The 12,610-nt window shown below is 67.2% G+C and carries 9 protein-coding genes; 8 read left to right on the top strand and 1 reads right to left on the bottom strand.

Annotated features, from left to right (window positions below):
• Position 1 precedes the first annotated feature (1 nt).
• On the bottom strand, positions 2-682 hold the full coding sequence (locus ACQP1T_RS31195) for an AAA family ATPase (RefSeq protein ID WP_433756607.1): 681 nt from the start codon (positions 680-682) through the stop codon (positions 2-4).
• Between the two features lie 522 nt (positions 683-1,204).
• On the opposite strand from ACQP1T_RS31195, the gene ACQP1T_RS31190 reads away from it, so the two are divergent.
• The 8 genes from ACQP1T_RS31190 (at position 1,205) to obgE (ending at position 12,546) form a co-directional block, all read left to right on the top strand.
• On the top strand, positions 1,205-3,883 hold the full coding sequence (locus ACQP1T_RS31190; protein ID WP_433756606.1) for a valine--tRNA ligase: 2,679 nt from the start codon (positions 1,205-1,207) through the stop codon (positions 3,881-3,883).
• A complete protein-coding gene (gene folC, locus ACQP1T_RS31185) occupies positions 3,880-5,340 on the top strand; it encodes a bifunctional tetrahydrofolate synthase/dihydrofolate synthase (protein ID WP_433756605.1) in 1,461 nt (486 codons plus the stop codon). Before ACQP1T_RS31190 ends, folC begins: the two co-directional genes overlap by 4 nt.
• A gap of 242 nt (positions 5,341-5,582) precedes the next feature.
• A complete protein-coding gene (locus ACQP1T_RS31180) occupies positions 5,583-5,909 on the top strand; it encodes a DUF4233 domain-containing protein (RefSeq protein ID WP_433762432.1) in 327 nt (108 codons plus the stop codon).
• Between the two features lie 94 nt (positions 5,910-6,003).
• Positions 6,004-6,420 (top strand): nucleoside-diphosphate kinase, encoded by a 417-nt coding sequence (gene ndk, locus ACQP1T_RS31175; protein ID WP_433756604.1) that lies wholly within the window; start codon positions 6,004-6,006, stop codon positions 6,418-6,420.
• A gap of 484 nt (positions 6,421-6,904) precedes the next feature.
• A complete protein-coding gene (locus ACQP1T_RS31170; RefSeq protein WP_433756603.1) occupies positions 6,905-10,054 on the top strand; it encodes a translation initiation factor IF-2 N-terminal domain-containing protein in 3,150 nt (1,049 codons plus the stop codon).
• Positions 10,055-10,354: 300 nt separating this feature from the next.
• A complete protein-coding gene (gene rplU / locus ACQP1T_RS31165; protein WP_040687720.1) occupies positions 10,355-10,666 on the top strand; it encodes a 50S ribosomal protein L21 in 312 nt (103 codons plus the stop codon).
• Positions 10,667-10,706: 40 nt separating this feature from the next.
• Positions 10,707-10,973 (top strand): 50S ribosomal protein L27, encoded by a 267-nt coding sequence (gene rpmA, locus ACQP1T_RS31160; protein ID WP_040687721.1) that lies wholly within the window; start codon positions 10,707-10,709, stop codon positions 10,971-10,973.
• A 118-nt stretch (positions 10,974-11,091) separates the two neighbouring features.
• A complete protein-coding gene (gene obgE / locus ACQP1T_RS31155; RefSeq protein ID WP_433756602.1) occupies positions 11,092-12,546 on the top strand; it encodes a GTPase ObgE in 1,455 nt (484 codons plus the stop codon).
• The last annotated feature ends 64 nt before the right edge of the window (positions 12,547-12,610 follow it).

Here is a 12,610-nt window from a genome sequence, read left to right as displayed (position 1 = left end):
GTCACGCCGCGAAACTGACCCGGCGTAGGCGGTCGATGGTTGTTCGGTCGAGCACGACCGTCGACACGGGCTCGGGCGGCGGTGGACGGCCGGAGTCGACGGCGTCCATGAGGCGATCCCAGCGTCGGCAATGCAGGGTGAACGAGACCGGATTGATCCGACGTCCGCGGGCGTACTGACCTGCGCGTGCGACACCGGCGGGCACATCGAGCAGGATCAGGTGTAGCTCTCGGCCGTAGCGCCTGGCCCAGCGGGCGATCATTCGTCTGGCCCATCCGAAGGTGGCGCAGTCATGGATCACCACCGGTCCGGTGCCGTCGCGCAGTGCGGACCGGATTCCGGCGTAATGCGCGACGTGCACCACCGGCCGCCACAACGGATACGGGAGTCGACCGAGCTTGTGCCGCCACCGATTTCGCGAATGGTGCGAATCCATGACCACCGATCCCCCGGGGCCATGCGGCGGCTGCTCGGCATCGGGTTGCGCGCCGAAGAACAATCGCAGCGCGGTACTCTTGCCCGCCCCCGGAATTCCGGCCACGATCAGCGCCGTCCTCGCTGGATATCGCAATTCCTCGATCGTGTGTCCGCGTAGATCGTGCACGGAATCCGGTGTTACGACCGGGATATCGGGGAGTCGCGGTTGCGAACCGGGATAAGGCGAATCAAGCGGAGGGTTCACCTCTTCCAGGCTCCCTAGCCCGATTCGTTTCGGCAACAGGGAAAACCCTGATTCTCGCAAGGTATTTCGTGAGCTGGGGCGCATTGCCGCCGTGCCCGCGTTCACCCCCGATGACGGGACCCGGCGCGCGGGCGAACGCAGCCGGGTGCGCACCGGCCGATCCGGGCAGTGGACGCGCCGTCGCGGGCGCCAGCAGGTGCCGTTGCGGCATCCGCGTAATGAACTCGTCAAGAAGCTGAGAATTAGTTGTGGATTCGGAGCTCGGGCCGGTTTCGGCGGTAAGCTCTCCGGGTGTAGGCGGAGTCTTCGGTGTCCCTCATCCACCGAAGACTCCGCCGTCTTTATGCCTTGGCCCCTTTTGCGGCGTATCCGGGAAATCGGCGTGCGGGTCACGCCGTCGGCGTCCACTGAGGTTGGTCGCGCCGGGCTCCCGGACCCGGGCAGCGGCCCTGGACAGCGGGCACTCTGCCAGAGGGCCCGACACTTTTAGGAGCTCAGCGGGCACCCCACTAGAATGCCGGGGTGACCAGCGCAGCCCCTGACAACCCGCGTAATCGTGCCGATGCCCTCCCCAAGAGCTGGGTTCCCAGCGAGGTGGAGGCCGAGATGTATGAGCGCTGGGTAGCGGCTGGTTACTTCGCCGCCGACCCCGCCAGCGACAAGCCCGGTTACTCGATCGTGCTGCCCCCGCCGAACGTCACCGGCAGCCTGCACATGGGCCACGCGCTCGACCACACCCTGATGGACACCCTCTCGCGCCGCAAGCGCATGCAGGGTTACGAGGTGCTGTGGCTGCCGGGCATGGACCACGCGGGCATCGCCACCCAGACCATCGTGGAGAAGCAGCTCGCGGTGGACGGCAAGACCAAGGAAGACTTCGGCCGCGAACTGTTCATCGACAAGGTCTGGGACTGGAAGCGCGAGTCCGGCGGACAGATCCAGTGGCAGATGCGCGCGCTCGGCGACGGCGTCGACTGGAGCCGTGACCGCTTCACCATGGACGACGGACTCTCCCGGGCCGTGCAGACCATCTTCAAGCGCCTCTACGACGCGGGCCTGATCTACCGGGCCGAGCGCCTGGTCAACTGGTCGCCGGAACTGCGCACCGCCATCTCCGATATCGAGGTCAAATTCGAGGATGTCGAGGGCGAGCTGATTTCGCTGCGCTACGGCTCGCTGAAAGACGATGAGCCGCATGTGATCGTGGCCACCACCCGGGTGGAGACCATGCTCGGCGATACCGCGGTGGCGGTGCATCCGGAGGATCCGCGCTACAAGGATCTGATCGGCAGCACACTCGAGCATCCGATCACCGGACGCCAGATCCCGATCATCGCCGATGACTACGTCGACCCCGAATTCGGCACCGGCGCGGTGAAGATCACCCCCGCGCACGACCCCAACGACTTCGAGATGGGTCTGCGACACAACCTGCCGATGCCGAGCATCATGGACGAGCGCGCCCGGATTACCGGCACCGGAACCGAATTCGACGGTATGGACCGGTTCGAGGCGCGGGTCAAGGTGCGCGAGCGGCTCGCCGCCGAGGGCCGGATCGCCGCCGAGAAGCGGCCGTATCTGCACAGCGTCGGACATTCCGAGCGCAGCGGCGAGGCGATCGAACCGCGCCTTTCGATGCAGTGGTGGGTCAAGGTGGAGTCGCTGGCCAAGGCCGCCGGTGACGCGGTTCGCAACGGCGACACCGTGATTCACCCGACCAGCCAGGAGCCGCGCTGGTTCGAATGGGTCGACAACATGCACGACTGGTGCATCTCGCGCCAGCTGTGGTGGGGCCACCGCATCCCGATCTGGTACGGACCCGACGGCGAGGTGGTCTGCGTCGGCCCGGACGAGACCGCCCCCGAGGGCTGGGTGCAGGACCCGGATGTGCTCGACACCTGGTTCTCCTCCGGCCTGTGGCCCTTCTCCACCATGGGCTGGCCCGATTCCACCGAGGAGCTCCAGAAGTTCTATCCGACAAGCGTTCTCGTCACCGGCTACGACATCCTGTTCTTCTGGGTGGCCAGGATGATGATGTTCGGCACCTTCGTCTCCGACGACCACGTGCTGACCGCGGGCAAGGGCGGCGCGAAGCAGGTGCCGTTCAAGGATGTGTTCCTGCACGGCCTGATTCGCGATCAGTACGGCAAGAAGATGTCCAAATCGCGTGGTAACGGAATCGACCCGCTGGATTGGATCAACTCCTACGGCGCGGACGCGCTGCGCTTCACCCTGGCGCGCGGTGCGCAGCCCGGCGGTGACCTCTCGGTCGGTGAACCACATGCCCTCGCCTCGCGCAGCTTCGTGACGAAGCTGTTCAACGCCACCAAGTTCGCGCTCATGAACGGTGCGCAGCCGGGCACGCTGCCCGAGCGCGCCGAACTCACCGACGCCGACCGCTGGATCATCGATCGGCTCGAACAGGTTCGCGCCGAGGTGGATTCGGCCTTCGACGCCTACGAATTCGGCAAGGCGTGCGAGGCGCTGTACCACTTCGCCTGGGACGAACTGTGCGACTGGTATCTGGAACTGTCCAAGGTGCAGTTCGCCGCCGGTGGTTCGCGCGCCGAGTCGACCAGCATTGTGCTCGGCAATGTGCTCGATGCGGTGCTGCGATTGCTGCATCCGGTCATTCCGTTCGTCACCGAATCGCTGTGGCGGGCGCTGACCGGCGGCGAATCCGTCGTCGTCGCCACCTGGCCGGAGGCCACCGGCGTTGCCACGGATATGACTGCCGCGCAGCGTATTTCGGATGCACAGCGGTTGATCACCGAGATCCGTCGCTTCCGCAGCGACCAGGGGCTGGCCGATAAGCAGAAGGTGGCGGCCAAGCTGATCGGCCTGGACACGGCGGGCCTCACCGAACTGCACGATTCGGTGACCAATCTGGCCCGGCTCACCGAGCCCGGCGCCGAATTCGCCGCGACCGCTTCGGTCGAGGTGCGCCTGAGCGGGTCGACGGTGACGGTCGAGCTCGACACCTCCGGCGCGGTGGACCTGGATGCCGAACGCCGCCGCCTGGAGAAGGACCTCGCCGCGGCCGAGAAGGAATTGGCAACCACCACAGCAAAACTCGGTAACGAGGCCTTCCTGGCCAAGGCTCCGGATCAGGTGGTCGACAAAATCAAGGGACGTCGCGATGTCGCCGAGGCCGAAGTCGCGCGCATCGGTGCCCGGCTGGCGGAACTGAGCGGCAAATGAACACCGAACCGGAGCCGCAGTACGGCGACGACCAGCAGCCGAACCCGCGGCTCGGCTCCGGGCCGTCCCCGGTCGACCTCGCCGAAATGGCGTTGGTCGAGGCGGAATTGGACCGGCGCTGGCCGGAGACCAAGATCGAGCCATCGCTGTCGCGCATCGCGACGCTGATGGATCTGCTCGGCTCACCCCAGCAGAGCTATCCGGCCATCCACATCGCGGGCACCAATGGCAAGACCTCGGTCTCCCGGATGATCGATGCGCTGCTGACCGCACTGCACCGGCGCACCGGCCGGATCACCAGCCCGCATCTGCAGCTGGCAACCGAGCGGATCAGCATCGATAACATGCCGATCTCTCCGGCCATGTACGTGGCGACCTACCGGGAACTGCTGCCCTATATCGAGATGATCGATAAGCAGTCCGCGGCCGCCGACGGTCCGGCCATGAGCAAGTTCGAGGTGCTCACCGGCATGGCCTACGCCGCCTTCGCGGAGGCGCCGGTGGATGTCGCGGTGGTCGAGACCGGTATGGGCGGTCGCTGGGACGCGACCAATGTCATCGACGGACAGGTCGCGGTGATCACCCCGATCGGTCTGGACCACACCGATTTCCTCGGCGACGATCTCGCATCCATCGCGGGAGAGAAGGCCGGGATCATCAAACGTGCCCCGGACAGCCTGGTGCCGCGCGATACCGTCGCCGTGATCGCCGAGCAGGAACCCGAGGCCATGGATGTGCTGCTGCGCCGGGCCGTCGAGGTCGATGCCGCGGTGGCGCGCGAGGGTTCGGAGTTCCGGGTACTGGCCCGCCAGATCGCGGTCGGCGGCCAGCAGCTCGAATTGCAGGGCCTCGGCGGGGTTTACGACGAGATCTTCCTGCCGTTGCACGGTGAGCACCAAGCCCGCAATGCGGTGCTCGCGCTGGCCGCGGTCGAGGCGTTCTTCGGCGCGGGTGCGGATCGGCAGCTCGATATCGAGGCGGTGCGCGCCGGTTTCGCGAGCGTCACCAGCCCGGGGCGGATGGAGCGCATGCGCAATGCCCCGACCATCTTCATCGACGCCGCGCACAATCCGGCGGGCGCGCGGGCGCTGGCCGCCACGCTGACCACGGAATTCGACTTCCGCAAGCTGGTCGGTGTCGTCGCGGTGCTCGGCGACAAGGACGTGGCGGGCATGCTGGACGCACTGGAGCCGGTATTCGACGAGATCGTCGTCACCAACAATGGTTCGCCGCGCGCCATGGACATCGAACGCCTCGCCGACCTCGCCGTGCAGCGCTTCGGTGACGAACGGGTGGTCACCGCGGAGACCCTGCCCGATGCGTTGGAAACGGCCATCGCCATTGCCGAGGAGGTCGGCGATGCGGGCGAGATGGTTTCCGGTGCGGGCGTCGTGGTGACCGGATCGGTGGTCACCGCGGGTGCCGCGCGCGCCCTGTTCGGGAAGGACCCGGCATGAGCGTCAGGTCAGGAGAAGGCAGCGTGTGTAACCACGCAGGGCCCCGCGAATACCGCGATGAACACAGCATGAGTCGCACGGTCCGGACGCGGCGGCATGCGTAAGCACCTGGGACCCGCGAATGCCGAGAAGGAGACAGCGTGACCGATCCAACCGGCGATGCCGCCGAGCCCGAGCGGCCCGACGGGGAGCCGCAGGTCCGCCCGCCCGCCACCGACCCGTGGAAGGGTCTGCGCGGCGTCATGGCGGGCACGCTGATCCTCGAGGCGATCACCGTGCTGCTCGCATTGCCGGTGGTCGGGTCCGTCGGTGGCGGTATCGGCTGGTTCTCCGGCAGCTACCTCGTCGTCCTCGCGCTGGTGATGATCCTCGGTGCCGGACTGCAACGCCGCACATGGGCCATCCCGTTCAATCTGGGCTTGCAGGTCCTGCTGATCCTCGGCGTCTTCGTGCACCTGTCCATCGGCATCATGGGCATCTTCTTCGCCGCGGTCTGGGGCTTCATCCTGGTGCTGCGCGCCGACGTCAAACGCCGGATGGAACTCGGCCTGCTGCCGAGTCAGCGCTAGCGACTGCTTGCGGGTGCTCGACATGGTCGGCATCCAGGGCGCTTCCTAGCCGCCGGTTCGGTAACCGGGGGTATCGCCTATTAGGCTGAGCGCCGTGACTGAGCAGACGTTGGTACTCATCAAGCCGGACGGTGTGGCCCGTGGCCTCGTCGGTGAGGTGCTGGCCCGGATCGAGCGCAAGGGGCTGAAGATCGCCGCCCTGGAGCTGAAGCAGGTATCCGACGAGTTGGCGCGCGGCCACTACGCCGAACATGCCGAGAAACCGTTCTTCGGGTCCTTGATCGAGTTCATCACCTCCGGCCCGGTCGTCGCGGCCGTGCTGGAGGGTCCGCGCGCCATCGCGGCGTTCCGTCAGATCGCCGGTGGCACCGATCCGGTCGAGAAGGCCGTCCCCGGCAGCATCCGCGGCGACTTCGCACTGGAGACCCAGGAGAACCTGGTGCACGGCTCCGATTCGCCGGAATCGGCCAAGCGGGAAATCGCGCTCTGGTTTCCCGAGTTCCCGGCCTGAGTAGTGCAAGAGGCGTGAGCTGCGCGAACACATAGCGCAGCCGGCGTCGCCGCGGGACGTAGCCGAGCGCCAGCGAGGCGAAGTCGTGCGGCGATGGCGAGCCGTCGCCGCACTGTGTGGGATACTGGCAGTGGTTGCTGATGGAGCCGACTGTTCGCGCAGGTACGCGGACGATCGGTGCCGGAAGGTAACCGGATGACACTGCGGTTCGATGCCGATCATCGCTGCTACGAACAGCTGGCCCGTTGCTAGGGTCGGAGGTTCGCGTCGGCACGCTGGATGAGCGCTCGCGCCGTGGAGTTCAGCCAACAGCCAGGCGCCGCGTGACCAGTTAGCCCGACGACGAACAAAATGGTGTTAACCGGGCATGCGGGGCGAGACCACTTGACCTTGCGCCAACCGCGTGAGGTGAACGGACAGTGCCCCCGCGTCGGCCGCGTCACTCCTGCCAGGAGGGACGCGCCCGGGGACCCGAGGAGACTTCGTGGCCGATCAAGAGCCGCTGACAACAACATCACAGGATGCCGAACAATTGCCGGAGCGAATCCGAGTTCACGCGCTTGCCAAGCGGCTGGGGGTAACCAGCAAACGCATCCTGGCCAAGCTCGCCGAGTTGGGTGCCGACGCACGTAGTGCGCAATCGAATGTCGATCGAGCGGTAGCGGAATCTGTCCGCGATGCGCTCGGCACGGTGGAATCCGAGGCCGTCGAGCCCGAAGCCGCCGCGCAAGAACCGGTTGCCGCCCAGCCCGAGCCGGTCGCCGTCGAGCCGGTGGCGCCGGAGCCCGAGCCGGGCCCCATCTTCTCCGCGCCGGACCAGCCGATCGACCAGTCCGGATCGCTGCTGCCATCGGGGGAGCAGCCGGCGGCGCATCAGCCGTCGGTACAGCTGTTCACCCATTCGGTTCCGCCGGAACAGCATGTCGCGACGCCGGTCGTCTTCGAGGCCGCGGCCTCGGTCGCCGCTCCGCTGTTCCTACCGCCGGACGCAACGGCCGCCGAAGAGGCGCGACGGCGGCGTCGGGCCGAGCGGGAAAGCCGCCGCGCCGAGCGCGACAGCGCTCGCGCCGAGGAAGCCGCGGTCGAAACCGTCGAGGAAGAGCCCGAGACCACCGAGGACGAGTCGACCGAACAACAGGGCGAGGCGGATCAGCCGCGTCGTCGTCGGCGGGGCCGTCGTGGTCGTGGTCGGGGCCGGGGTGAACAGCACACCGACGCCGAATCCGACGGCGACGACACCGAAGCCGCCGACGAGAGCGTCGAGGACGAGCAAACCGCCGCCAAGGGCGAGGCCGAAGCCGAGACCAGCGACGACACCGAGACCGAGGACGACGAATCCGGTGTGCCGGAGGGGGCGAGCCGTCGTCGCCGTCGCCGTCGTCGCCGCAAGGTAGCGGGGGAGGGCGCCGATAGCGAAGCCGTCTCCGATGACGATCCGCCGAATACCGTCGTGCACGAGCGTGAGCCGCGCAATAAGAGCCGCAGCCGCGCCACCGTCGACGAGGTGCAGGGCATCACCGGCTCCACCCGGCTCGAGGCCAAGCGGCAGCGTCGGCGTGACGGTCGCGAGGCCGGTCGCCGTCGCCCGCCGATCCTGACCGAGTCGGAGTTCCTGGCCCGCCGCGAGGCGGTGGACCGGGTCATGGTGGTGCGCGAGAAGAGCCTTCCGGATCATCCGACCGCGACCCAGGTCGCGGTGCTCGAGGACAACATCCTGGTCGAGCACTTCGTCACCAATACCGGTTCGGCGTCGATGGTCGGCAATGTCTATCTCGGCAAGGTGCAGAATGTGCTGCCCTCGATGGAGGCGGCCTTCGTCGATATCGGCCGCGGCCGCAACGGTGTGCTCTATGCCGGTGAGGTGAACTGGGAGGCCGCCGGTCTCGGCGGTAAGGAGCGCAAGATCGAGCAGGCGCTCAAGCCCGGCGATCAGGTGCTGGTGCAGGTCTCCAAGGATCCGGTCGGGCACAAGGGCGCCCGGCTGACCACCCAGATCAGTCTGGCCGGACGCTTCCTGGTGTACGTGCCGGGCGGTTCGTCCACCGGTATCAGCCGCAAGCTGCCCGATACCGAGCGCAAGCGGCTCAAGGAGATCCTGCGCGATATCGTGCCCGCCGATGCCGGAGTGATCATCCGCACCGCGTCGGAGGGTGTCAGCGAGACCGAACTGGCGCGCGATGTGGAGCGGCTGCAGGCGACCTGGCGCACCATCGAGAAGGCCGCCGAGGTCAAGGACAACGGCGCGCCCAAGACGCTGTACGAAGAGCCTGACCTGTTGGTCAAGGTCATTCGCGACCTGTTCAACGAGGACTTCTCCAAGCTGGTCATCGAGGGTGAGCGGTCCTGGAGCACCGTCGAGAACTACATCCGCACGGTCGCGCCGGATATGCTCGCCCGGGTCGCCCGGCACGAGAACAACGGTGTCGATGTCTTCGAGGCCTATCGGATCGATGAGCAGCTCGCCAAGGCGCTCGATCGCAAGGTGTGGCTGCCCTCGGGCGGCACCCTGGTGATCGACCGGACCGAGGCGATGACCGTCATCGACGTCAATACCGGCAAATTCACCGGTGCGGGCGGCAGCAATCTGGAAGAGACGGTCACCAGGAACAATCTGGAGGCGGCCGAGGAGATCGTGCGCCAGATGCGGCTGCGCGATATCGGCGGCATGATCGTCGTCGACTTCATCGATATGGTGCTGGAGTCGAATCGGGATCTGGTGCTGCGCAGGCTGACCGAGGCATTGGGCCGCGACCGCACCCGGCACCAGGTCTCCGAGGTGACCTCGCTCGGCCTGGTGCAGATGACCCGCAAGAAGCTGGGCACCGGCCTGGTCGAGGCGTTCTCGACGACCTGTGAGCATTGCCACGGTCGCGGCATCCTCGTGCACACCTACCCGGTAGAGCTGACGGGTGTCGAGGACGGTGCCCGCGGCGGCCGGGAGACCGGATCGCGGCGCCGGCGTGGCCGGGACAAGGGCGCGGCGGCGAGTGCGCCCGCCGCGGCCGGCAATGGCACCGCGCACCCTGTCGAAGACGAGGCGGAGATCGCGGTCAAGCGGGCGCATCCGGTGGCGTTGGCGATGGCGGCGCATCAGTCGGAGGACGCGGCGCCCGTGGAGGATGTCGAGGACGTTGCCGATGTGGTCGCGGCGAACGATGAGGCTCCGGCCGAGGAGGTCGTGGTCTCCGACTCCGTTGCGGCGGTCGCCGAGGAAGTCGCGGAGGCGGTTGCCGAGGAAGTCGCGGAGGCCGTAACCGAGGAAGCCGCAGCGGCGGAATCGGTGGCCGAGGCGGCCGTCGGGCCCGCATCCGAGAAGGTCGTTGCGCCGGTCGAGCCCGGGGTTTCGACGTCCGTGGTGGATGAACCCGCTGCGAAGCAGGTCGCGGCATCGGCCAACGGTGTGTCCGAATCCGCGCCCCGTCCGACCGGCCGCAGACGTCGCGTCGCGCGTTCGGCGGCCGCACCGGCCGCCGACAGCACCGGTGCGGTCTTCGTGCTGCCGACGGCGGAACAGGGTGCCGCAGGGCCCGCGGTGGACTACACGGCGGACGTGCCGGTCGTGGTGCCGACGCGCAAGCCGCGCCGCCGGGCCGTCGGTCGTCCCGCCGGACCGCCGGTGGACGACGCGAACTGATCGCCACGGTCCGAAAACTCGGGACCCCCGCCGCATTTCGCGGCGGGGGTCCTGCCTTTAGCGGCACCGGTTTGGTCGGGGTGGTATCCGTCCTGTAATCTTGGACAGTCGCTGCCCCGCGACAGCGCTTATCCGCGCTGTGTTTGTGACTCGGCTCGAAGCCGAGAGCCATCAGGTTGCTGAGGCGGCGATGACTACCAGACCAGAGTGCTGTGGTTTCCAGCCGGAGTCATCCGGACGGGAGCACGCAGCCGCGCGAGCACGAGCCGCGCGCATTACAGGAAGAAGGGCAGCCGACCGATGGCAACGTACGCGATCGTCAAGACCGGCGGAAAGCAGTACAAGGTCGCGGTCGGTGACCTGGTGAAGGTCGAGAAGATCGAGGGTGCGCCGGGTTCGTCCGTGGCGCTGGCCCCGGTTCTCGTGGTGAACGGCGCCGAGCTGACCACCGATGCGGACAAGCTGGCCAAGGTTTCGGTGGCCGCAGAGGTCGTCGAGCACACCAAGGGCCCGAAGATCCGCATCCACAAGTTCAAGAACAAGACCGGCTACCACAAGCGTCAGGGTCACCGTCAGCCGCTGACGGTCCTCAAGGTCACCGGCATCAAGTAAGCCTCCGCGCTTTCTCGAATTACTTCACAGGAGTTCAGAAATGGCACATAAGAAGGGTGCATCCAGCTCGCGCAACGGTCGCGACTCGAATGCCCAGCGACTCGGCGTCAAGCGTTTCGGTGGCCAGTCCGTTTCGGCGGGCGAGATCCTGGTTCGCCAGCGTGGCACGCACTTCCACCCCGGTGTGCTCGTCGGCCGTGGTGGCGACGACACCCTGTTCGCCCTGGCGGCGGGCAAGGTCGAGTTCGGCACCAAGCGTGGCCGCAAGACCGTCAACATCGTGGTTCCGGAGCCGGCCGAGGCCTGACCGCCTCTAGCCATTTCGGACAAGCTGAGCGGGTCAGGGTGCATTCCCTGGCCCGCTTTTCGCGTTCTCGAAAGATCGCGTTCCCCAATCCCTGACCACCGAGGAGGATGATTCGGACATGTCCAAATTCATCGACCGTGTCGTATTGCACGTGCGTGCGGGCAAGGGTGGTCACGGCTGCGCCTCCGTCCGCCGCGAGAAGTTCATGCCGCTCGGCGGTCCGGACGGCGGCAATGGCGGACGGGGCGGGGATGTGATCCTCGAGGTCGACCCGAATGTGCACACGCTGCTGGACTTCCATTTCCACCCGCACGCCAAGGCGAGCAACGGCAAGCCGGGCGAGGGCAGTAATCGTGACGGCAAGCAGGGCACCGATCTGGTGCTGAAGGTGCCCGACGGCACCGTGGTGCTGGACGACGACGGCAAGGTGGTCGTCGACCTGGTCGGTTCCGGCAATAAATTCATCGTGGCCCGTGGCGGACGGGGTGGGCTCGGTAATGCCGCGCTGGCCTCCAAGGCGCGCAAGGCGCCCGGTTTCGCGCTGCTCGGCGAGGACGGTGAGGAGGGCGATCTCGTCCTCGAGCTGAAGTCCGTTGCCGATGTTGGGCTGGTCGGGTACCCGTCGGCGGGTAAGTCCTCGCTGGTTTCGGTGCTTTCGGCCGCGAAGCCGAAGATCGCGGACTATCCGTTCACCACGCTGGTGCCCAATCTCGGTGTGGTCTCCAGCGGGGACACCACCTTCACCATCGCCGATGTGCCCGGTCTGATTCCGGGTGCGAGCGAGGGGCGTGGGCTCGGGCTGGATTTCCTGCGGCATCTGGAGCGCTGCGCGGTGCTGGCGCATGTGGTGGACTGCGCGACGCTGGAGCCGGGACGCGATCCGGTCTCCGATGTCGATGCGCTCGAGGCCGAACTCGCCGCCTATAAACCGGCTCTGGATGCCGACACCGGGCTCGGTGATCTGGCCGATCGGCCGCGCGTGGTGATCCTGAACAAGGTGGATGTGCCCGATGCCGCCGAGTTGGCGGAGATGGTCACGCCCGAATTCACCGCACGTGGCTGGCCGGTCTTCGAGATCTCGGCCGTGAGCCGAGCGGGCCTGCGCCCCTTGACCTTTGCGCTCGCCGAGATGGTCGAGCAGTATCGGATCGCGCATCCGAAGGCCGCGCCGAAGCGTCCGGTGATCCGCCCGATCGCGGTGAACGAGACCGGCTTCAGCGTGATCGCCGATCCCGAGGAGCCGGGCGGCTTCATCGTGCGCGGCCCGCAGCCGGAGCGCTGGGTGCGCCAGACCCAGTTCGACAACGACGAAGCCGTCGGCTACCTCGCCGACCGCCTGGCCCGCCTCGGCGTCGAAGAGGAACTGGTGAAGCAGGGCGCGAAGCCCGGTGCACCGGTCACCATCGGCGATGTCACCTTCGAGTGGGAGCCGCAGATTTCCGCGGGCATCGATATGGTGCCCACCGGCCGCGGCACCGACATCCGCTTGGAGCAGAACGACCGGATCAGCGCCGCCGAACGCAAACACGCGTCCCGAGTGCGCCGTGGTCTGGTCAAGGACGACGAGGAATAACGTGGACGCCGTGGGCTTGTGGTGTGCGGCGGTGACTGACTCGGCGGTGGCGGCGGGTGCTTTG

Origin of the sequence: Nocardia sp. CA-135398 (assembly GCF_050955845.1) — a bacterium.
In the GTDB taxonomy this organism is placed as follows: domain Bacteria; phylum Actinomycetota; class Actinomycetes; order Mycobacteriales; family Mycobacteriaceae; genus Nocardia.
The sequence above is the reverse complement of the archived record's forward strand: the minus strand, read 5'-3'. Positions and strand labels throughout refer to the sequence as shown.

What these genes read in the sequence shown, in the direction of transcription:
- folC (WP_433756605.1), top strand. Translation starts at nt 3,880, where the DNA reads ATGAACACCGAACCGGAGCCGCAGTACGGCGACGACCAGCAGCCGAAC.
- ACQP1T_RS31180 (WP_433762432.1), top strand. Translation starts at nt 5,583, where the DNA reads ATGGCGGGCACGCTGATCCTCGAGGCGATCACCGTGCTGCTCGCATTG.
- rplU (WP_040687720.1), top strand. Translation starts at nt 10,355, where the DNA reads ATGGCAACGTACGCGATCGTCAAGACCGGCGGAAAGCAGTACAAGGTC.
- rpmA (WP_040687721.1), top strand. Translation starts at nt 10,707, where the DNA reads ATGGCACATAAGAAGGGTGCATCCAGCTCGCGCAACGGTCGCGACTCG.
- obgE (WP_433756602.1), top strand. Translation starts at nt 11,092, where the DNA reads ATGTCCAAATTCATCGACCGTGTCGTATTGCACGTGCGTGCGGGCAAG.